Source organism: Magnetofaba australis IT-1 (genome assembly GCF_002109495.1).
GTDB lineage: Bacteria > Pseudomonadota > Magnetococcia > Magnetococcales > Magnetococcaceae > Magnetofaba > Magnetofaba australis.
In genome coordinates this window covers 456,750-479,313 of record NZ_LVJN01000015.1, presented here as the reverse complement: position 1 = coordinate 479,313, position 22,564 = coordinate 456,750, and the positions used below count along the sequence as shown (strand labels likewise).

Genomic DNA, 22,564 nt, shown 5'->3' with positions numbered 1-22,564 from the left:
TTACGGGTTGACCGAGGGGAAAAGGCTGTAGCCCTGGCGCGTGCGCCGTGCGCGTGGGGCGCGCTTATGTTCGCGCTCCGCGCGCACGCCCTCCATCCGTGATCGCACCCGGGAGCGAATCGCCGCGCCGCTCTCGGCGCTCACATCGCGCAGGTCGCCTGAGCCGTCGGTGGAAGCCCCGCCGACGCGACGCAGCGCGGGCGAGGCGTCCTCGGGCTCGGGCGGCGACTCCGCCGCTGCGGCCTGACACGGTTCGCCCCAGGTCACCCGCCACACAAAATGCTGCTTCTCCACCCGCTCGCTCTCGGCGCTCAGACGCATGCCGCGATAATTGCCATTATCCTCGCGCTTGCGCTCCTTGGGGGCGATGGCGTAGCCGTCAAAATGGGTCCGCGCCAGTGCGGGCTTCGCCTCCAGCGTGGCGCGCGCATTGGAGCTCAAGCAGTAGGTCATCTCGCCCGCCTGGGCGGCGGCGCGGTCCATGTGCATCAGATAGCGAATCGTCCCGGCGCGGCTCAGGGTGATGGCGTCCTCCACCTGCATGCTGTGCTGTTCGGGCTCAAAGCGCACCGTGCGCCGCCAAGAGGCGAGCCCGGCGCGGGCCGGGTAGGCGCCGGCCAACTCCGCTTCGGTCAAATAGCCCTGCCCCAACGACTCCGCGCGGATGATCCGCGCATGGGCGTCGCCGTTACGCGCCGCCTTCCAGTCGAACCACTTCTCGCCTTCACCAAGCTGCCCCACGCCGTTGATGGTGATGACGTTGTGGTTGGCGGCGCGCTTGAGCAGCACATAGCCATCATCGTTGAGCAGCCAGCGGCCATCGGCCCACAGCATCACCTGCCCGGCGTCGGGATGGATGTGGGAGCCGGGGTACATGCCGTGTTTGCGCGCGTGATCGCCGCCGGGCGATCCGCCTTTGAAGAAGACCCAGGCGGCGTCATCGCCCCAGCCATCGCGGGCCATCATCAGCCCCAGATTGTCAAACAGCGCATTGGTGGGCAGACCATCCGGCTCAACCGCGCCCACGGCGGGGTCGTACCAGAGCAAATCCTCCCAGGAGAGGCCCGCGCCGTCGGAGCCGGGCGCCGGATCACGCGCCCGCGCCGCCTCAATGCTGTCGGCCAACCACTGCGCCACGCCGTCCTGATAGATCCTCGCCAGCGCGCGCAGAATATAGCCGGGGCCATGCCACTCAAATCGCGGCGCGTCGGCATAGTCCACATTGTCGCGATACCCCGGCAGGGCGGCATGCAGGCGATATTTGGCGGCGTGCTGCATGTAGGGGTTACTCTTCACCCGCTCCAGCCCCATGGCCGGGGCCACCCCCAGATGGTAGCGCAACAGCGATTCGATGCCGAAGCCCCAGTAGTTGATCCCCTCATGGGAGGCGCCGTCGGGGGAGAGCACGCGCAGCACGCGGGTGAAATTGCGCTCCGCCGCCGCCAGCCAGGAGGCGGCGTTGGGATCCTCGCCATACAGCGCGTATCCCGCCAGCCCCAAGCCCATGACGCTGGTGTAGTTGTGGTTTTGCAGGTAGTCGTTGCTCCACCACATCTCATGGTTGATCAGAACTTTATACAGACGCTCGGCCTGCAGCGCGATCTTCGCCCGATAGCGTTCGCGCTCGGCGGGGCTCCACTGGTCATGCAGCCAGTCGTAGGCGATAGACATATCCATCAACAGCAAGGCCGCGCCGATATCGCTGTTATCGGCCCAATCCGGATAGCTGGCCAGGGCGTCCATCCAGCGCCGCGCCATGGCCAGATCGTTGTCCTGGCCGCGCATCAGATAGGCCAGCGCCAGATAGGGCAGCCCTTCGCCCAAACCGCGAATGGCGTCGCTGTCATAGCGGGTGGCGCTGGCGGGCGGCGCGGCGGAGCCCTCTTTGTGGGCGCGCGCCTGCACCGTGCGCCAGAAGCGGTCGAACGGGACCGTATCCAGACTCTTTCGCAACGCCTGCACCCTCTGGGCGGTGACGAACAGACGCGGACGCGGCCCGCCCAAACGCTGCTTGACCGCCTCGCTCACATCCAGAGACAGACGCAACGGCGGCGGCGGCGCGTCAAAGCGCTGCAGGGTGATCTCCTTGAGGCAGATGTCGGCGGCGATGGGGAGCTTCTTCTTGTGCTTGAGCAGCAGCTTGCCCGACTGCGCCGCCGGGTCGGCCTGGAAATCCACAAGCAAGCGACTCCAACCCGGCCAATCGGCCATGTCGTAGGTCTCGGTGTCGTAGTTCTTCAGAGATTTGCCCGCAGCGTTGCGCGCAGAGAGCGCCAAGCGGGGGGGAAAGCGCCGATCATCATAGGCGTTGAGCTTGACCCACCCCTGCAACCGATAGTGGGCCCCCGGCTGCAACTCGACCGCGCGCCACAGCGTGGCCAGCTCCTTGCCGTCGCTCTGCTGGCCGCGAATGCGGATGGGGCAGGCCGCATCCCCCGCCTGCGCCGTCATGCCGTCGCCGGGCCGCACCGACTCCGCCGTCACGCGCAGCGCCTCGGCGGCGCGCGCCGGGGCGGCGACATGGCAAACCCAAAGCGCAACAAACAGCAGGAGGAGGGTTCGTCTCATGGAGTCGATATCCTCAGTAAAGGCGGAAGTGGCGTGTGACGGCGCAAGAGCGCGCATCAGCCCGCACTGGAGTCTTTGCGCTGGTTTTGAGCCGGGGTCGTGCGCTCGGTCACGTAGACCGGTTGTCCCTGCAGAGGGAAAAATAGCGGCGTTCTGGTGCGAAGAGCATTGGCCTTGCGCGGCGCCGGGTTCGCTTTGGCTAACAGGACAGAACGCGCAGCCTGCCGTTGCTGAATCAATTGGACCAGCACGGGTGAGCCCACACCCTGCAAGGCAGGCGCTGACGAAAACGTTTCCTTTCGCCCGATCCAACCCATTTGCGACATGGCGTCAGTTGTCTGAGTGCGCAAGCGGTGGGCCAGCTGCAGCGTCTCATCCCAGCGCTCCTGGATCGGGGTAATCAAACCTTGGCGCCCCACTTGGTATGCCTGCAGCCCACCTGCGCCAAGCCCCACGCCCAATGAAAGGGTCAGCGCCAACGCCGCCGCGCTCTTGGCGGGGGTGGCCGAGGGCGGCGGCGTAGCTGAAGGCGCGCCCTTCTTGCCGCCCTCCTCCGTCGCCGCGCCGAAGTCGTTCAAGGAGAAGATCATGGGCGCGCCCACATAGGCGTCCACATCCTCGGGCCGCTTGAAGGAGTGGTCGAAGTTCTCCTTGATCACGGCGAAGAAGAAGCCGGTCATGCAGGCCAGCAGAAAGCCCCCGACGACGATCAGCTTCTTCTTCGGTTTGACCGGCTTGTCCAACGCCTGGGCGCGGCCCAGAATCACCACCTGGGAGTAGAGCCCCTTGGCCCCCTCGGCGCCCTGAATGTCCGACTGCTCACGGCGTTGATAGAAAGTCTCGAAGGTGTACTCCAGCAGTTTGGCTTCGCGATTGACCTGCTCCATGGCCACCTGGGTGCGGCGCAGGTCCACATTGCGCGCATCGGTTTCGCGGATCTTCTGCGTGAGCACGTCGATCTCCTGGGTCAACGTGTCCGCGCGCGCCTCCACGCTGCCGCGATAGGCGGAGACCTCATGCTTGAGGGCCTGATAGGCGTCGTCGATCTGTCGCGCGATGGAGATGGTCGGCTTACTGCCATCCACAAAGGTCTTGCGCACGGCGGTCTGCTGGATCAGCAGATCCTGCAGCTTGTTGCCGTAACCCTGAATCACCGGGTTGTCGATGAAGGAGAAGAGCTGCACCCGATCCGACGCCAACGCCTTATCCAACAGCTCGATGCTGCGTTCGGTCTCGATCAGCTGCCGTTCGGCGGCCACCAGAGAGCTCTGCAACTGCTGGCGCAACAACAGATTCTGTTCAATCTCGCGCTGGGGGTCCGGGGCCACTTTCTCGGTCACCAACCCCAGCAACTCCTGTTGCTTGTCTTTCAGATTGGTCAGGTAGTTATCCACCTGATTATCGAAGAAGGACTTCTGCCCGGCGGGATTGAGAATCTCATGCCGGTGCGCCAGATAGGTCCACATCAGCGTATCGAGGATCAACTGCGCCTGCTTGGCGTCGCCCCAGGTCATGGAGATCATCAACACGTTGGAGGTTTCCGCCACCTCAGTGGAGAGGCTGGCGCGCACCGCCTCGGCGAAGACGCTCTCCAAATCGGCGCCCGGTTCGGCGCCGGGCAGCTCGGGGATCACCAGCTTCTTCTCCGCCACCAGCTTCTTGACCGTCTTCAAGGCGACATCGTCAGAGGTGAGGATTTGCGCTTCGGAGAAGAGATCCTCCTTCTGCACTGGCTGCACGCGCAACTGCGCCTCTTCCAACGAGTCCGGGCTGTGCTGGGCGCGTTTGGATTTGACCAGGAAGGAGCCCTCGGCGCGGTAGACCGGTTGGGAGAGGAAGGCGTAGGCCACAAACACCACAAACAGGAGCGAGGCCACGCTGACCAGCACGCGCTTTTGCGCGAACATGGTAAACACCAGCTCCTTGAGAAAGTTCTCACCCGCCGTCTGGTTCATGGCCATGATCCGGCTCTCCTTAACACGCTTGCCGCGCCCGCACACGGCGGCCATGTTCAGGCCGCCGGTGGGGCGATTGGAGTCTTAGCTACGATCCCGCATTCAGATTACTGACGCTGAAGCTGAGGATATTTGGTGCGGATCAGACCTTCGTTGGAGAGGTTCTGACCCAACCCAAGCGCCCAGCCGTTGAACCAGAAGGTCTGGCGCAACTGCGTCATGAACTGGGCAAACACCGAAATGTCGGTTTTGGGCACAAAGACGATGTCGTCGGGCTGCAAGTAGAAGAACTTGCTGTCCTTATCCATACGCAGCGCTTTGAGCACATTGACGCTGGTGGTGATCATGCGGCCTTGATGCTTGCGCGCCACCATCACATTGTCGAGCACCGCATTGGTGGAGCCGCCGCCGGCCAGCGCCAGCGCCTCAATCACCGTCACCGGCTTGCGGATCACATGGGCGCCGGCGTTGTTGACCTCGCCCATGACGTAGATCTGCGCTCCGGCGTGGCTCTCCAGGAACAGGTCCACATAGAGGCTGGGGCTGATCTTGTTGTACTTCTTGTTCATCTCTTCGGCCACCTCCGGCACGGTGCGGCCCGCCACGCGCATATCGCCCAGCATGGGAAAGGTGGTGTAGCCGTCCGGCCGCACCGTCACCAGGCGGCTCAGGCCCCGCGCCGAGGTCTTCAGGTCCACTTTCAACTCGCGGATCTGCGACAGATACTCCTCCACCACCACATAGACGTCGGGGTTGCGCAAAATGGTCTTGTAGCGCTTCTCCAGCTCCACGCGAATCTCGTCCGGCGACTTTCGGGCCACCAGATGGTCGCCGATATAGGGCAGCGTGACGTTGCCATCGGGGCGGATGCGTTGCGTTTCGTTCAGATGCGGATCATTGGGAAACTTGATGTGGATCTGATCGCCGATGTGTAGTTTGAAATCGGACTCCAACTCCCAGGTGCGGATGGAGAAGAGCACGTCCAACTGGTCGCCCGGAGCGATCTGATAGTCCGAGAAGATCTGAAAATCGTGATTGCCGACGCTAAACGAGGTGATTTCGTGGGGCGTCTCCTCATTGGCTTCGCGCGCAGCCGAAGTCTGGAACAGCGTGCTGTCTTCACCGCGCGCCAAGCAGCCGCCAAGCAACACCAACGCGACGCCGAGCCCAATGAGGCGGAACAGGGAGAGAGGAAGTTTCATCACAGACACACGTTCGATCCTTTGCGCGTCAACAGCGCCTCAGGCCACAGCAATGAGATGGAAGCGCCCACGTTACAGCCATCCATAGAGGAAGCGCGGCAGGTAGAAACGGCGCCGGTTGAGCACCACGCCCAGCACGTCTCCGCCCACTTTGGCGATCTTGCTCTGCACCAGATTGACCACTTCGCGTTTGGTGGACTCACAACGAATGGTGAGGATCACGCCGTCAAAGCTCTGCGCCGCCAGCAGCGTATCCGAGGCTTTGAGAAACGGCGCGCAATCCATGATCAGGTAGTCATAGGATTGCTCGAGGGCGTCGATGACGGGATCAAACTGATCGGATTCGAACACATCCAGCGAGCGATCCGGCGCCGAGCCGCTGGTCATCACATCCAGGCCTTTGAATTCGCTGGCGTGAATCACGCTCTGGGGGTCGACGTCCCGGGTCACCACATCGGAGAAGCCGGGGCCGATGGGAAGATTGAAGAGTTGGTGCAGTTGCGGGGCGTCGTAATTGCCATCCACCAGCAGCACGCGTGAACGACCCAATGCGGCGAGGGCGTAGGCCATACTCACGGCGGTGGTGGAAGCGCCCTCTTTGGAGACGCTGCTGGCCACCAATACGGAACGCGTCTCCTCCTCCCGCGACACCGAGCGCAGGCTAGCCTTCACCCCAGCCAGCGCGCCTTGGCTGCGGCGCAACCAGGAGCGCATGGGACCGACCAGATGGCCGGGAGCAGCCGATGCGGTGGAATTGCCCATCTGACTTTGCCTTTCGACCGCCACCCCGTGCGTGCTCAACAACGCCTGACGCAACACCGGGAATCCCCGTGCTCACACCAGCGCTCTGAAAGCGGGCTCTCTCGATTGGGCGGAGACTTGAAGAAAATTAAGCGTACACTAATGCACCCTCAAAAAATTCCACACATTCCATAGCAAGTCAAGCTGGCGACAATAAAAAAGGGCATCCCCTGGACGACTTGGCGAAAGATTCATCGCAGATTTCGCCACACCGTCGTCACGCGGCTGTGCGCGTGGCGTGTTTTTTTCTCTACATCGCGCCCGCCACAATACTTTCCACCGCGCCCAGAAGCTTGGCTTTGCGAATAGGTTTGGTCAGATGCCCGTCACACCCGGCGGCCAAACTCTTCACCGCATCCTCTTCCAACGCGTGGGCGGTCAGCGCCACGATGGGCGTGTGCGGTTTGCCATGCTCTTGCTGATCGGCGCGGATTCTGCGCGTCGCTTCGTAGCCGTCCATAATCGGCATCTGAATATCCATCAAGATGATGTCGAAGGTTTCCGCGCACGCCGTCGCCACCGCCTGGGCGCCATTCATCACCACTGTCAACTGATGCGACGTTGGCTTCAGATAGGTGCGAATCAGCAGCTGGTTGTCTTCGGAGTCCTCCGCCAGCAGAATCCGCAACGCGCGTGGAGCAGCGTTTGCGGCGGCATCCGAAGCCGACGCAGGGGCATCCTCTTGCGGCGGCTTCGCAGGCTCAAACGGCAGCGCCACAAAGAATGCGCTGCCCTCATTCAATGCGCTCTCCACCCAGATGCGCCCACCCATGGCGTCGATGATCTTGTGGGTGATGGCCAACCCCAGTCCAACGCCGCTGTAGCGCCGCGCGTAACTGGAGTCTACTTGGGTGAATTTCTCAAAAATCGATTCGCAATTCTGCGGCCCGATGCCGATTCCGGTATCGCGCACACACAAGCGCAGCGCGGGCGCGCCTGCTTCCTGCTCCATGACCAGACTCACGCTCACCCGCCCGGATTCGGTGAATTTGACCGCATTGCCGATCAGATTGATCAGAATCTGACGCAGACGTTTTTCATCGTGCAACCCCCACCGGTCCGCACCCGCGGCGATCTCCGCCTCCAGCCGCAGCCCCTTCTGCTCGGCCACCACGCTCATCATGCTCACGGTCTCTTCGATCATGTGGGCCAGGTTGGCGGGCGCCGACTTCAGGGTGATGCGCCCGGCCTCGATGCGGCTCAGATCCAGAATCGCATCCACCAGATCCAGCAAGCTTTTATTGGCCTTTTGCAAGCGCCCCAGATGCTTGCGCTGCTCCGCATCCGTGACCGTCTCCAGAAGCACGTCGGATAGCCCCACAATGACGTTCATGGGAGTGCGAATCTCATGGCTCATGGTGGCGAGGAATTCGCTTTTGGCCAGATTGGCGGCTTCGGCGCGCTCCTTGGCTTCAATCAGATCGACCTCCGCCTGCTTTTTCTCGGTAATATCGTGACCAATGCCCAGCACGCCGATCACCGCGCCATGGCGGTCGCGCACCGGGGTTTTGGTGGTCTCCATCAGCGCCCGCGCGCCACCCACGGCAAAGGTCAGCCACTCCTCATTGCGGGAGGGGGCATCGTTCTCAATGGCGCGCAGATCGTGTCGGCGGAAGAAGTCCGCCAACTCCGCCTCCACGAAGTCATAGTCGGTTTTGCCGACAATCTGCGCCTCTTTGGCGCCGTACAGGCGTTCAAACGAGGGGTTGCACATCAGATAGACCCCGTCGGGATCCTTCATCCACACCAGGTCCGGCAGGCTCTGAATCAACGATTTCAAGAAGGTGCGTTCGCGCTCCAGATCACCCAACGCTGCGTTGAGCTTGCGCTCGGCTTCTTTACGTTCGGTGATATCGGTAAACACCGTGGCGAACTGGTTCTCCCCTGGCGAGAAGGCTGAAATCTCAAAGCTGCGCTGCAACGGCGCAAATTCCGCATCAAAACGCTGGCTCTGGCCACTCTCCACCACCTCTTGATAGACCGCCAGATAGGGCGCTTCTGGGACGCCGTACACCTGTGTGGCCAAACGCCCTTCCACCTGCTCTTTCGCAATGCCCAGAATCTCGCTGTAGGCGGCGTTGACCTCCAAAATCCGATAGTCCACCGCTTGACCGGAGGCGTCCAACACCAACTCGTGCAAAGCGCCGCCCTCGTTCATGGAGCGGAACAGCGAGCGGAAGCGCGTTTCGCTCTCCAACAGCTGCGCCTCGGCGCGTTTGCGTTGGCTGATGTCCTCCACCACCGAGATGAAGTAGTCTGGCTCGCCACCCTTCTTGAACACCAACGCCACCGTCAAATTGACCCAAATGGTGCGTCCATCTTTGGCGATATAGCGTTTCTCCAGCGTGTAGTGCTCGATCTTGCGCTGCAGCATCTGCTGCACCAGCTCAATATCCGTATTCAGATCGTCGGGGTGGGTGATCTCCTGAAAACTCAGTTGCAGCAACTCCTCTCGGGCGTAACCGACAATCTGACACAATTTATTGTTCACCCGCAGCCAGCGACCGTCCGGCGCCACGTGGCCGATGCCCACGGCGGCCTGCTCAAACACGGTGCGAAAACGCTCTTCACTCTCTATGAGGCTCTGCTGCGCCCGGCGCGACTCGGTCAGATCGTGCAGATTCATCAGTATGCCGCTGACTGCGCCAGCGGCGTCCCGCACCACCGTAACGGTGATCTCTATCGGGCGACCAGTCGGATTGTTGGGATGCTCGGACTCCATGGTGATGACGGCGTCGCGCAGATCCAACTGCGCCTGGCACACCGGACATGGGCGCTCTTCTCCCTGCGGGTGCATCAGCGTAGCGATATGTTCGCCAACCGCCTGCTCTGGCGTCATGCGCAGCATCTGAAAAAACGCCTGGTTGGCGCGCCGCAGATGACGGGTCTCATCCAGCAGATAAATGGCGTCTGGATAGGCGTCCATGGCGGCGCTCCACTCCACCGCCGACTGTCGCAGGGCGTCCTCCAGGGCCGTGCGCTCGGTGATGTCCTGCACCGCGCCGATCATCAGCACCGCGCGCCCGGCGGCATCGCGCTCGATGCGCCCCAACTCGTTGACCACGCGCACTTCGCCATCTGGACGCACGATGCGATGCTCCACCCCATAGGCGACGTCCGGATCATCCAGAGCAGCCTTAACCGCCGCCTCCACCCGCTCGCGATCATCGGGGTGCACTGCTTGCAAAAACGCCGCGTAGGTTGGCTCTATGGCCTGCGGCGCAAAGCCAAAGATGCGATAAATTTCATCTGTCCAGCTCAATGAGCCATCTTCGATGCGCCAGATCCAGTTGCCCACATGGGCGATCTCCTGCGCCTCCAGCAACTCTTGGCGACTCTCATTCAGAGAGGCTTCAGCCTGCTGACGCTCAGCCACCTCATGGCGCAACCGTCGATTCGCCTCCTGCAGCTCCTGGGTGCGCTCAACAATTTTGCGTTCCAACCCGCTGTTTGCCGCCTGGAGTTCGCGATTCAGGCTGTTCAGATAGAAGACCGACAGCGCCATGGCGCCGAGAAACGCCTGCAGGTGGATCAACGACGCGGTCAGGTCATCGGCGATCAACAGCGGACCGCGCCCCATGGCGGTGGCTATGATTGCGATTGACGCCAGCAGCAACAACTGACCAAACAGCACCGCTTGGGAGAAGCGAAACACGCTCCAAATCAGCAATGGCGCCAACGCCAGCAGCAGCGACGCAGGCGGCGCAACCTCCGGGTGGAAGAAGGCGATCCCGCCCAACAGGACAAACAGTCCCGTCTGCAGGAAGGCCTCGACGGTCGGCCGCAGAGCGCGCACGCTTTTGCACTGCGCCAACTCCAAGATGATGGGGGTGAAAAACACCACCCCCATGGCGTCGCCGGTCCACCAGGTCAAGAAGGGGAAGATCAGATGCTCCGGCGCCAAAAAGCCACTGATGGTGAGACCGGAGATCCCCAACAACGCGCTAAAAAAGGAGCCGACCACGCCGCCGATGAGGAGAAACGCCGTGGTGTTCTTGGCGTCGTCAAACAGGCGGGAGGCGTCGGTCAGATGGCTCAACGCCCACGCCGCGCCAGCGATGGCGATGACGTCGCCCACGCCATTGGCGCCGCCGGCCAGCAGCGCGCGCAGCATCAAAGAGGCGGAGCTGGCGTCAAAATAGGCCCACGCATTGCCCAGAAAGGCGCCCAGAAACACGCCAGGCCAGAGCTGGACGCCGCGCACCAGCAACCACGCCAGGCAGATGCCCGACGGCAACCACACTGGCGTCACGTTGCCTGGGGGAATCGCCAACTGCTGTCCCAATCGCGCGGTGACGAAATAGACGGCGGCCAGCAGCAGAATCTCCCAGACGTTGCGCGAATTTTTCATTCCCGAACGGTACCTTCCAGGCGACAGAGAGGGCTGCGCCATTCCTCTCCCATGCGCTCCCATGGGGAGAGCTTCCGCGGATCCAGTCGGCGCAACGATGTCACCAGCATACTCCCCGGGCGCGTAAATTCAAATCGCTTTAAGCAAACATGAAGCGAGTGAATCCACAACGATTTCGCCTGAAATGGCGAAACCGCGCTCAGTCGTGCTCAAGCGCACGGCAACAGCAGATGTCACAACGCTTCACGGCGCGCTGGGCGTGGGCTGAACAAACGGGAAACAGAGAGGGCGGGGAAAGATTTACGGCGCGGCGCGGGTGGCGAAGGCGATACGGCGAATACCCGCGCGCTGCGCTATGGAGAGCAGACGCGCGACCTCTTCATAGGCGATGGCGGCATCGGCGCCCAGGCGCAGCACCGCCTGCGGGTTGTCGGCAAAGCGCGCCTTCAGGGCCGCTTCCAATGCCTCGGACTCGATCACGACGTCATCGAGCAGGGTGACGCCATCGGCCTTGGCCACCAGCGCAATCACATGGGGTTCGGCGTCGCTGGGAGCGGCGGCGCGGGGCAGATCAACCTTGAGCGCCTGCGCCATGAGCGGCGCGGCGACGATGAAGATCACCAACAGCACCAGCATCACATCCACCAACGGGGTGACATTGATTTCCGCCAGCGGCGCATCGAAGTCGCCGCCGCCGGATGAAGAGGAGCCCGCCATGGTTACAACTCTCCCAGTTCCGGTTCGGTCATCCACAGCGCGTTGCGTTCGACCGCCCCCATCACATGGCGCAGCTTGCGCACCAGATAGTTGTACCCCGCCACCGCGGGCACGGCGACGAACAGACCGGCGGCGGTGGCCACCAGCGCCTCGGCCACCGGGCCGGTGACCATCTCCATATTCAGCGCCGCGCCGCCCAGACCGTGCAGCGCGTTCATGATGCCCCACACGGTGCCGAACAGGCCGATGAAGGGGGCGGCGTTGCCGATGGTGGCCAGAATGGTCAGGCCGTTCTCCAGTTCCAGACGGATCTCGCGCAACGTCTGCCCGCGCAGCGCCTCACGCCCCTCGGCGGAGAGCGCATGATAGAGATCGCGTTGGGTGAGCAGCCGGGTGGAGGGGGTGTTGATGGAGGTGGAGGCGACCACATCGCGCAGCGCGTCGAGCAGGCCCCGTTCGCGCTCCAACACACGGGCGAAACGCAGCGCCCGCGCCGTCAGCACGCTCCAGCTCACCGCCGACAGCGTAATCAACAACAGGAATACGCCGCGCACAATCCAATCGGCGTCCTGCCACCAATTCAACCACATCATCGCCTCTTCCCCTTATTGCAGAACGAATCGAATCGGCACATCCACCTGCGCCACCACCGCCGCGCCATTGCGGGTGGCGGGACGAAAGCGCCACCCCAGCACGGTGGCGCGGGCGGCCCGATCCAGCACCGCATGGCCGGAGCCCTGTTTGACGCGCACGCTGCGCACCTCTCCCGTGCGTCCCACATCCACGCGCAGCAGCACCCGCCCCTGCAACCCCCGGCGGCGCGCCAGCACCGGGTATTGCGGCGGCGGATTGTCCAGATAGCCCGCATGGCCCACCGGCGGCGTAAAACGCGGCGGCGCAGCGACGGCCTCAGTGGTCGACGCCGAGGCGGCGCGAGGGGGCGTCGCCACTGACTGGCTGGGCGGGGTCGGCGCGGGCTGTTTTGGCGGCGCAGCGACCAACTTGACTTGTTTGCGGGGCGGCGCAAGTTTGCGGCGCTGTGGCGCAGGCGCGGCGCGGGTTGTATTCACCACAGGAGCCGACTCCGGCTCCAAAGCGGGTTCCGGCGGCGGCTCCGGCGCGACAATGGGTTGCGGCGGCGCGGGCTCCGCTTCAGCAACGAGCTCCTCCCGCGCAGGCTCCGCTTCAGCAACGGGCTCCTCCGGCGCGGGCTCCGGCTCGGCAACTGGCTCCGGCGGCGCGGGCTCCGTTTGTGCAACCTCGGGCGGCGCCTCCGCCTCGGGCAGAATCACCACCTGAAAACTCTGTAATGTGACTGGCGGCGTCGGCGCGCGTACGCCCAGCAGCAGCGCTGTGGCCAGCGCCAGATGCAGCGCCAGCGCCGCACCGACGGCCCACAGGGCGTCACGGCGCGCCTCCACCGGCTCCAGCGGATGCCGCATCGCGATGCTGGCCGCAACCGTCACGCCGCGCCTCCGCCCAGCAGACGCGCCACGCCGAGCGCCACCAGGGCCGCCGCCCCCGCCAGCCGGGTCCAGCGCGCCAGCCACGGCTGCGCTGTGGTCAGCGACTTGCCAAACAGACCGAACAGCGGCGCAATCAGCAGCACCGGCGAGAGCGCCGCGCCCACCCCAAAAGCGCCGCCCAGCAGCGCCCCGTGCAGCCAGTCGGCGGCGTTGGCGCTGGCCGACAGCAGCGCCGCCAGCGGCGGACACGGAATCAGACTCAAACTCAAACCGAGGAAAAACGGCGGCCAGGACTCCCCGCGCCGACCATGACTACCCGCGCACTGGCCGCTGCGACGCGGCCACGCCAGCAGCATCCCGGAGGCGATCAGTGCAACACCCAATATCGCCTCCACCGGCCACGCTTCGCGCCACAGCAACAGGGTCTGTCCCAACCACGCCGCGCCCCCCGCCAACAGGGTGTAGCCGGTCACCCGCCCGGCCAGGAACAGCACGGTGTCGCCCAGCGCTTGCAATCCGCCGCCCGCCCGCGCCAGCGCCCAACTGCCCATGGCGGGCACACAGGAGAGCGCGCACAGGGTCAAGCCGGTGGAGAGGCCCAGAATCCACGCCGAGGCAAGGCTCAACGCGCCGTCAAACGCCAGCGGCGGCATCAGGGGGACTCCGATCGCGCGCCGCCTTCAGGCCGCTCCAAGCGGCTGCGGCGGCGGAAGTAGTCGCGGCTGGAGCGGAACAGCATCCAGGGGCCGAATTTCAGTTGCAGGCGATCATCATGGGGACAGAACTCCACGCAGCGGCCACACAGGGTGCAGTCGTCATGGAACGCCTTGGCCCCGCTCTGCTCGGCCACCTCGGGGATATCCATGGGGCAGGCGCGGGCGCACAGATCGCAGCGACCGCACGCCTCGCTCTCCTCCTGCTTGCGCAGGCGCAGCGGCGAGAAACGACGCAGCAGCGCATGCAGCGCCAGCATCGGGCAGACGCGGCAGAAGGGTTGGCGCACGCTGAGGGCGGCGATGACAATAAAGCCGAACAGGGTGGCGCGCAGGGCGCTGAAGAGGAACTCCGCCGTGCCGGTGGTGGCGACGGTCACTTGATTGAGGTCGCCGGTGAGCAGGGTGGTGGCGATGCGCGCCGGGCACACCTGACAGAAGGCGTCCCCCGCCGCATGGGGCAGATGCCCCAATCCCGCCAGCAGCGGCAGCAGAAACACCAATCCCAGCAGCACGATCCACTTGATGGGCCGCACTCGCGACAACCCGCGCCCGTGCAAACGGTGGAACGGACGCCGCAACACGCGCCCCAGGCGATAGAGCAGCTCCTGCAACGTTCCCAACGGGCAGATCCAGCCGCAGAACGCCTTATTCAGGAAGAAGAACAGGATGTAGAACGACAGAAACGTAAAGCCCAGCGGAACCAGCGTGGCCATGGCGAACTGGCCGCTGCGCGCAATCACCTCCCCCACCCGGTGGTGCATCTGATGCTGAAACGGAATCAGCGTGCAGTAGGCCCCGTTCTGCTGGTCGAAGGCGCAGGAGAGCGCGGGCAGCGCGTTGGAGAGTTTGTCGGACAGATAGTGACCCAGCACCACCCCGCCATAGACGGTGATCACCAGCATCACCAGTTGCACCGCCAAACGGATGCGGCTGAGATTCAGAGCGGCGGTCATGGGCGCGTCTCCTGGTTTTGACTCGACGATTTCTGGCGCAACAGCGGCGCGCCCAGGAGCATGCCCAGAGCCAGGAACCCCCACCCCAACGGCGCGCTTTTACCTTCGCTCTGGGGGGCGATGAAGTGGTCGTTGAACGCCGCCTGCTCCTGGCGTCCGCCCTGAAGAAGAGTGGTGGCGACCACAAATCGGGTGGTGGCGCGCCGATGCCCCCCTTCCGCCCGTTTGAAACGCTCCGGCAGGGTGATCCGCGCGCGCCCCTGGGCATCGGTGGCGGCGCGTACGCTCTGCCCCAACTCCGAGGTCAGGGTGAGGATCTGTCCCGCCAACGGCTGACCGTTATAGCGCGCCACAAACTCCCAGGTTTCGCCTGCGCGGAAGTGGCCGTGCTCCCGCGGCAGGGTCGCGGGAACCACCTCCAACCCGGGCAGCGCCTGCGCCAATAGCGCATAGGGCGCCGGTCCCGGTTTGGAGAAATAGCGCAAGGTGGTGGCGGTGCGCGCGCCATGGGGCCCCTGCTGGCGCGCAATCAGCCGATGGTAGCCGCCGGGATCGGTTTTGTCGGGCGCAAACGCTACGCCGCGCGCGCCGGTGGCGAGCAACTCCGGCTCGGGGCGATCCGGCCGCGACACCCAGTACTCCGTTGCGCGCAGATTTTCCGCCCGCAACAGCGCTTGACGCCGCGAATGGCCGCTCTCCAGCAGCGGCGCATCGGTCCAACTCGGCGCGGGGCGCTGGTCACGCTTGCCCGCGCCGCCATACCCGCCCGCCGCGCCATGGGCGTGCTGCGCCAAAGCCGGGACGCTCAACGCGAGCGCAAGCCCCGCCACAACCCCAAGAGCCAGACATGCGGTGACAGAAACGCGCATCGCCTCAGCCCTCCAGATCCACCGTCCAGTAGGCCATCACCGAGCGCGGCGCGGCGCCGCTATAGGCGCGCGTGCCGCGAGAGTCCTTGGTGGCTTCAATGGCGTAGCGCTTGTCGAACAGATTCTCCACATTGAGATTGAAGCGGTGGATGCCGGTTTTGTAGCCCACGTCCACATGAGTGACAAAGTCGTAGCCGCCATACTGCTCGGAGTTGGCGTTGTCCATCCAGTACTTGCCCCACGACTGTGCGCGCACCCGGCCAGACCAGCCGCTGGCGTGCTCATAGGCGGCCCACAGGCCGTACTGCTGCAACGGCACGTAGGGCAGACGGTTGCCGCTGCGGTCATAGTTGACGCTGGAGATCACCTCATTGAAGGAGTCGAAGGTGATGTCGCTGTAGGTCCAGCTGCCGCCCAGGCTCAGCCCCTCCAGCGGACGCCACTCGCCGGCCAGCTCCACCCCCAGCTTGCGCGTGCCGCCGGCGTTCTGGAACACCGTCTGGCCGTTGTCCAACACCGACACGATCTCATCGCTCACCTTGGTCCAGTAGGCCGAAGCGTCCAGTTGCCAGCCACGGAGCCGCGCTTTGACTCCCAGCTCCACATTGCGCGCGGTGGAGGCCTGCAGACCGGTGTTGCTCTCGATCTCCTGGCTGGAGGGGACCTGATCGCTCTGGGCCACATTGGCGAATAGCGTCCAGGTGGGATTCAGCGCATAGGCCGCCCCCGCCGACAGCGACCAGAGATTATAGTCCTGATTCACGCTGCTGGCGCCGCTCCCGGCGATGTAGGTTCCGGTTGAATAGCTGTAGGAGCCATACTCCATGGTGTCGATATCGAACATGGAGCGGTCGTAGCGGACCGACAGGTCCAGCGTCAGGTTCTCAACGGGCTTCAAACTCTCCAGCGCATACACGCCAAACAGGGTGTTGATGGTGTCCTGCTCCTCCAGCAGCGCCCCCTGGCGGTCGCTCAGGGTGCTGGAGATGCGTCCGCCCCAGCCGGTGACGACGTCGGCGTACTCATACTTCTCGGCGTCCAGCGAACTGTCGCGCCGCGCCGTCACCCCCATCACCAACGATGCCGGGCCAAACAGTTGGTGGCTGCGGTCGCCCTCCAGATCCACCCCGTAGAGCAGGTTGTTCTCGCTGACGTTGATCACCCCGGTGACCGGGTGGAAGTGGCTCCAGTGGGTGGCGAACAGACGCGGTTTGAAGCGCCACTCGCCCACCTCGCCCTCCCAACGGGTGTTGAAGAAGATGATCTTGGAGTCGCGCGCGGAGTTCTTCCAGGCGTCCTTGGTGTCGGTTTGCCGCCCAGTAGCCAGATAGTCGGCGAACTCCGCATCGCCCATGGAGCCGGGCAGTTGCAGATCCACCCGACTGAAGCTCAATTCGCTCTCCAGGGCGCCGCCGCCATCGAACAGATAGCCGTGTTTGAAGCTCAGCTGGCTGGAGGCGTATTCATTGTTGCGCCGCCACTGGTTATTGCTGGCGCGATGGGAGAATGTCACCGAGGCGGCGTGCTTGTCCCACACCTTGCCCAGGCGCGCATGGGCGTTGCGCGCGCCCTGCTCGCCATAACCGGCGCGCAGGCGGTCGGCGCTGTCGAATACCGATTTGGAGATGATCTGAATCACCCCCCCGCCGAACCGGAGCCGTGGATGGAGCCCGGCCCCTTGGTGATCTCGATGCGCTCAATGTCCTGGCTGTCGATGAAGTCCAGGCGAGTGAAGCTGTCGGGGTCGGTGATGGGCACGCCATCGCGCATCACCATGATCTCGCGAATGCCGTAGTTGGCCTTCTGCCCGGCGCCGCGAATGATCAGACGCGCGCTGTAGCCGCCGCTCTCACTGTCGATCAACACCCCCGGCGCGCCTTGGATGGCGTCCTTGATGTTGACCATGCGCTCGGACTCAATGCGCTGACTCCCCACCACGCTGATGGCCGCCGGGATCTCCTGGGTGGCGCGGGCCATTCGCGTGGCGGTGACGCTGACCTCATCCAGCCGCTCAGCGGCGTCCACCGCCTCGGCGGCGAGTGCGGCGCGCGGCGCAACAGAGATGGCGAAGGTCAGGCCGCTCAACCCTAACAGGGCGGAGCGACGCAGGGTGCGGGCAATACCAGTGTGTGACGACATGAAGCGATCCTGAGCTGCAGAGTAAAGTTGTCTGAACAGCTGCGGATGGTAGAGATAAACTACATTATTTTCAATGTGTTATTTGCCACGCCTCTGTGCGTGATATGACGCAGTGAAAAATCCATGACGCGCGTGAGACAAGATGGACCTCAAGGGCGTAATTTGGCAGAATTTTAATTGACCGGCGCTCCAGCAGCGCTAGCGCAAAAAAAGGGACTCTCATGCCAGCAGGCCGAGACACCATGTGGCGCCCCAACCAATTCGGCGCGCTGGCTTTCGTATTGACGCTGGCGCTGTGCCTGTTCGGCGTGTGGCAGGAGGAGCGGCGCTACCAGGATGCGCTGCGGGTGGATGTGATCGACCAGCTCAGCACCCTGCGCGCGCAGCTGGAGAGGGAGATCAACCGCCACTTTCATCTCACCCGTGGGTTGATCGCTTACGTGCAGGTTCACCCCGATATCGATCAGGCCGACTTTCACGGCATCGCCGCGGGCCTGCTGCGCCACAACGCCTATATCCGCAATATCGGTCTAGCGCCTGGCGATATCCTGAAATACGTCCATCCCATCCAAGGCAACGAGAAGTCCATTGGCCTGGACTATCGCGCCAATAACGCCCAGTGGCCCGCCATCAGCCGCGCCATCGGCCAACGCCGTACGGTGGTGGCCGGACCGGTGAATCTGGTACAGGGCGGGGTGGCCTTCATCAGCCGCACGCCGGTCTACATTCCGCCGCAAGGGGGCGAACCGGAGCGCTATTGGGGATTGGCCAGCATCGTCATCGACCAGCAGCGCCTCTATCAGCAGGCCGGTTTACGCGAAGTGGTGGGCGGCGTGCGCGTGGCGCTGCGCGGACGCGATGGCAATGGCGAGCAGGGCGACGTCTTTTTTGGCGACGCCGCGCTGTTTTCCGGCAATGCGGTGCGGCAAACGGTGCATCTGCCAGACGGCTCTTGGGTGCTGGCGGGCGCGCCGCTGGCGGGCTGGAGCCAACCCTCGCCCCACCGCACCCTCATGCTGTTTGGCAGTCTGATCCTGTCGCTGATCATGGGCTTGTGGATCCGCTGGCACCTGCTGGTCCGCCACCGCTACATGGAGCGCATCCAGGCCGCCGACCGCTCCAAGAACGAATTCCTGGCCAATATGAGCCATGAAATTCGCACCCCTATGAACGTTATTCTGGGCATGAGCGAACTGCTGCTCGCCGAGGAGACAGACCCGCGCCGCAAATCCTATTTGGAGACCGCGCACAGCGCTGGCGAAGGGCTGCTGAGCCTGATCAATGACATTCTGGACATCGCCAAAATCGAAGCGGGAGAGTTGGAGATGCACCCGACCCCGCTGCAGATTCCAACGCTGGTCCACGCCATTGCCCGCATTTTTCAGCAGGAGGCCAGCGACAAGCGATTGGAGCTGATCACCCAACTGGACGACGGCTTGCCAGAATGGGTGATGGGCGACGCCCACCGTTTGCGCCAAGTGTTGATCAATCTGGTGGGCAACGCCCTGAAATTCACCCCCGCCGGGCAGGTCGCCATCTCCGTGCGCCGCAGCGGCGACATCTGCTATCGCTTCGCCGTGACCGACACCGGCATCGGCATCCCCGCCGACAAGCTCGAGCATGTGTTTCAGCCCTTCTCCCAGGCCGACGCCACCATCACCCGACGCTTTGGCGGCTCAGGGTTGGGACTGGCCATCTGTCGCGACATCGTACAGAAGATGGGCGGCAAAATGGCCATTGAGAGCCAGGAGGGCGCAGGCAGCACCATCGCCTTTGAGCTTCCCCTACCCGCCTGTCCTGCGCCGGTGGAAGAGAACCCGGCCCATGGGATTGCGTCTGAAACGCCGATTGCGCCCATGGGACTCAGCATCCTGGTGGCGGAGGATTCAGAGGATAACGTGGCGCTGCTGCGGGCCTACACCCACAAAAGCCCTCACCGCCTCACGGTGGTCAACAATGGCCGCCAAGCGGTGGATGCGTTCTGTGAAAATACGTTTGATCTGGTGTTGATGGACGTGCAGATGCCCCTGATGGACGGCTACGCCGCCACCCAGGAGATCCGTAATTGGGAGCGGATGCGCCAGCGCGCGCCCACGCCGATCTGGGCGCTCTCGGCCCACGCCTATGATGAAGCGCGCAACCAGAGCCTGCGCGCTGGTTGCGACGGGCACCTGACCAAGCCGATCAAGAAACGGGATTTGATGGCGTTTCTGGCAGACATCGCCGCGCGGAGCGACGCCCCTGCGAGGAACGCATCACCACAGCAGACGAGCCGTTAAGACATTGCGGGTTCGCGCACGATGGCGGCGATGGCGTCGAGCAGACGACCTTTGCTGATGGGTTTGACCAGATGACCGTCGCAACCAGCCTGCAAACTCTTCTCTTCATCGCTCGCCAGCGCATGGGCTGAGAGCGCGAGAATCGGCGTGCGCTCGCGCTGTTCGCGCGCCTCCAAAGCGCGCATGCGGCCAGTCACGGCGTAACCATCCATATCGGGCATCTGAATATCCATCAGCACCAGATCGAAGCGCTGGGCGGCAAACCGCTCCAGCGCTGAAGCGCCATCCACCGCCACCGTCAAGGCGTGCCCGGTGGGACGCAGATAGCGTTCAATCAGCAGAACATTGTCTGGCGAGTCCTCCACCAACAGGATGCGCAAATTCTGTGGCTCCGCCGCCGTTGGCCGCTGTGACGGCGCCTGCAACGCCCGCACGATGCTCCCCAGCAGCTCCTCTCGACTGACCGGTTTGATCAGCGTCGTCACCCCCAGCGAATGCGCCCGATTCAACACATCGCGACGATCATCGGAGGTCAGCAGAATGATGGGCGGCCCCGCCTCCCGCCAGCGCGTGCGGAGCGCTTCCACCAACTGCAAGCCGTCAACTCCCGGCATGTGGTAATCGAGCAAAATCACCTGAACGGGGGCCTGTTTCTCCTGCTCCAGCGCCAACAAGCCATTCTTCGCCCCGCCCACGCTCTGCACGGAACAACCGGCCTTGCGCAACAACTCCGAAAAGATCATCTGGTTATTGGCGTCATCATCCACCAACAGCACACGCAATCCCCGTAGCGACTCCTGCGCCTTAAGCGTGCTGGCCGAATCGTCGTAAACCACGCTGGCGCGCAGCAGGCGAGCGGTAAAATGGAATGCGCTGCCCTGTCCGGCCGCGCTCTCCACGCCAATGCGCCCCCCCATCATCTCCACTAACTTGCGACAGATGGAGAGCCCCAGTCCGGCGCCGCCATAGCGACGACTGACGGAGGAGTCAGCCTGAATAAACGGTTCAAAAATCTCGCTGAGCTTCTCCCGCTCAATGCCGCAGCCGCTATCGCGCACCACAAACGCCAGAGTGACGCTCTGCTCATCGACGCGCACAGCGCCGACCCGCACTTCGATCGCCCCCTCCAGGGTGAACTTGATGGCGTTGCCGATCAAGTTCACCAAAACCTGCCGCAAACGCTTGGGATCGCCGGTGAGATATTGCGGGGTATCCGCCTCCCGAACGAGGCTTAAAGAGAGCCCTTTGGACTCGGCGTGGGGTCTGAGGATATCCACCACCCCATTGACCAGAGCCTGCAGATCGAACGGCGTGGCGTCCAGCTCGAACTGCCCAGCCTCCACTTTGGAGAGATCCAGAATATCGTTGATCAGATCCAGCAGCGCATTGCCCGCGCGCTGGAACACCTCCACATACTTGCGCTGTTCGGTGGTCAAATGCGAATCCGACAGCAACTCCGCCATGCCCAGAATGGCGTTCATGGGGGTGCGGATCTCATGACTCATGGTGGCGAGGAATTCGCTTTTGGCCAGACTGGCCGCCTCGGCTTCCTGCTTGGCCTGACGCAACTGCTCTTCGCGTCTGGCGGAGGCGGCGATGTGATCGCCGATGGATTCGGCCATGGCGTTGAAGGTGAGGGTGAGCCGGCTCAACTCCTCAGCGGACGGTGGCTCTATACGTACGGCGTAATCCTGCTCGGCAATGCGGTTGGCCCCTTGGGTGAGTACTGTGATGGGTTTGACCATCCCGCGCGAGAGCAGCAGCCAGGCGAACAATAGACTCAGAATTACCGCGCCAAGCAGCAACCAACTGAATTGAATGGCCCGCGCCTGTTGCCGCACGATTTGGGCGTAGGTTTGCTCCAGCCGCTGCTGGGCGTTGCTGATGAACTGGTCAATGGGCTGCATGATGGCGGCTTTGGCGCGATGGTAGGCCACACCGTGGACCAATTGCCGCGCCTGCGCGTAGCGCGCGCCATCGGCCGGGCTCTCCCCGGCCGCCTGCGCCTGTTTGACCAGCGCCATGGCCTGCCGCTCCAGGGTCACCAGATCATCCGAGCGCCGGTGCGCCTCGCGCAGCAGGGCCAGTTCGCCATCGACAAACCCCGCTTGTTGCACCAACGTCTGCAATGAGACGGTCTGGCCGTCAAAGCGCGGCTCCTGCTCCCCGGGGATGATGTAGTCCCAGAATACCCCAATATAGCTCTCCGGCCGCGCCAACTCGCCGTTGCGGATGGCCAGGATTTGATCAAAATAGCGCAGATAGTGGTCATCGCCGGTGACCACATAGGTGCGCACCATACGGGTCAGATCATCGGAGCTTTGGCGCAGGTGATCGGCCAACTCCAGCGAGCGGTGGGCCGCCCGCTGGAATTGGTGCAGCTGCTGATTCAAACGCGACAGGTTGAACACGTTCCACGCCAACCCGCACGCCAGCAACGCGGGTATGGTCAATGAGATCGCCGCCAGAACGGTCACGCGCATTCGCATTACGCCGCCTCACGCAGGTTCGTGCTGACGGCTCCACAGGGGGACGTGGCGCATCAACA

The 22,564-nt window shown here is 63.6% G+C and carries 15 protein-coding genes; 1 reads left to right on the top strand and 14 read right to left on the bottom strand.

The genetic code is table 11. From position 1 onward, the window contains the following. The 13 genes from MAIT1_RS04365 to MAIT1_RS04305 form a co-directional block, all read right to left on the bottom strand. Positions 1 to 2,568 carry a DUF4962 domain-containing protein gene (locus MAIT1_RS04365; protein WP_158089309.1) on the bottom strand — a complete coding sequence of 856 codons (2,568 nt, stop codon included), beginning with the start codon at positions 2,566 to 2,568 and terminating at the stop codon, positions 1 to 3. 56 nt (positions 2,569 to 2,624) lie between these two features. Continuing rightward, positions 2,625 to 4,529 (bottom strand): GumC family protein, encoded by a 1,905-nt coding sequence (locus MAIT1_RS04360; RefSeq protein WP_158089308.1) that lies wholly within the window; start codon positions 4,527 to 4,529, stop codon positions 2,625 to 2,627. A gap of 101 nt (positions 4,530 to 4,630) precedes the next feature. Then, positions 4,631 to 5,725 (bottom strand): polysaccharide biosynthesis/export family protein, encoded by a 1,095-nt coding sequence (locus MAIT1_RS04355; RefSeq protein WP_085441062.1) that lies wholly within the window; start codon positions 5,723 to 5,725, stop codon positions 4,631 to 4,633. A 72-nt stretch (positions 5,726 to 5,797) separates the two neighbouring features. Beyond that, a complete protein-coding gene (locus tag MAIT1_RS04350) occupies positions 5,798 to 6,487 on the bottom strand; it encodes a CpsD/CapB family tyrosine-protein kinase (protein ID WP_085441061.1) in 690 nt (229 codons plus the stop codon). A gap of 289 nt (positions 6,488 to 6,776) precedes the next feature. Further along, complete coding sequence (locus MAIT1_RS04345) at positions 6,777 to 10,877, bottom strand: PAS domain S-box protein (protein WP_158089307.1); 4,101 nt, start codon at positions 10,875 to 10,877, stop codon at positions 6,777 to 6,779. Positions 10,878 to 11,177: 300 nt separating this feature from the next. Further along, the gene (locus tag MAIT1_RS04340; RefSeq protein ID WP_085441059.1) at positions 11,178 to 11,594 is read right to left on the bottom strand and encodes an ExbD/TolR family protein; all 417 of its coding nucleotides are present in this window, start codon (positions 11,592 to 11,594) and stop codon (positions 11,178 to 11,180) included. Positions 11,595 to 11,596: 2 nt separating this feature from the next. Then, positions 11,597 to 12,187: a MotA/TolQ/ExbB proton channel family protein gene (locus MAIT1_RS22415; RefSeq protein ID WP_085441058.1), complete on the bottom strand. Its 591-nt coding sequence runs from the start codon at positions 12,185 to 12,187 to the stop codon at positions 11,597 to 11,599. A gap of 12 nt (positions 12,188 to 12,199) precedes the next feature. Beyond that, entirely contained in the window at positions 12,200 to 13,060 is an 861-nt protein-coding gene (locus MAIT1_RS04330; protein ID WP_085441057.1) for an energy transducer TonB, read from the bottom strand. Then, positions 13,057 to 13,713: an urease accessory protein UreH domain-containing protein gene (locus tag MAIT1_RS04325; RefSeq protein ID WP_085441056.1), complete on the bottom strand. Its 657-nt coding sequence runs from the start codon at positions 13,711 to 13,713 to the stop codon at positions 13,057 to 13,059. The genes MAIT1_RS04330 and MAIT1_RS04325 overlap by 4 nt, the downstream gene beginning before the upstream one ends. Then, complete coding sequence (locus tag MAIT1_RS04320; RefSeq protein WP_085441055.1) at positions 13,713 to 14,729, bottom strand: 4Fe-4S binding protein; 1,017 nt, start codon at positions 14,727 to 14,729, stop codon at positions 13,713 to 13,715. Before MAIT1_RS04320 ends, MAIT1_RS04325 begins: the two co-directional genes overlap by 1 nt. Further along, positions 14,726 to 15,598, bottom strand: coding sequence for a DUF4198 domain-containing protein (locus MAIT1_RS04315; protein ID WP_143814647.1), 873 nt, complete (start codon positions 15,596 to 15,598; stop codon positions 14,726 to 14,728). Before MAIT1_RS04315 ends, MAIT1_RS04320 begins: the two co-directional genes overlap by 4 nt. A gap of 4 nt (positions 15,599 to 15,602) precedes the next feature. Continuing rightward, positions 15,603 to 17,237, bottom strand: a complete 1,635-nt coding sequence (locus MAIT1_RS04310; RefSeq protein WP_085441052.1) for a TonB-dependent receptor — start codon at positions 17,235 to 17,237, stop codon at positions 15,603 to 15,605. Continuing rightward, on the bottom strand, positions 17,234 to 17,737 hold the full coding sequence (locus MAIT1_RS04305; protein WP_085441050.1) for a TonB-dependent receptor plug domain-containing protein: 504 nt from the start codon (positions 17,735 to 17,737) through the stop codon (positions 17,234 to 17,236). Before MAIT1_RS04305 ends, MAIT1_RS04310 begins: the two co-directional genes overlap by 4 nt. A 221-nt stretch (positions 17,738 to 17,958) precedes the next feature. Between MAIT1_RS04305 and MAIT1_RS04300 the strand changes: the two genes are divergently transcribed. Next, positions 17,959 to 20,016: an ATP-binding protein gene (locus MAIT1_RS04300; RefSeq protein ID WP_085441048.1), complete on the top strand. Its 2,058-nt coding sequence runs from the start codon at positions 17,959 to 17,961 to the stop codon at positions 20,014 to 20,016. On the opposite strand, the gene MAIT1_RS04295 is transcribed toward MAIT1_RS04300, so the two are convergent. Next, positions 20,013 to 22,499, bottom strand: a complete 2,487-nt coding sequence (locus MAIT1_RS04295; protein WP_158089306.1) for a response regulator — start codon at positions 22,497 to 22,499, stop codon at positions 20,013 to 20,015. The genes MAIT1_RS04300 and MAIT1_RS04295 overlap by 4 nt on opposite strands. Positions 22,500 to 22,564: the final 65 nt, after the last annotated feature.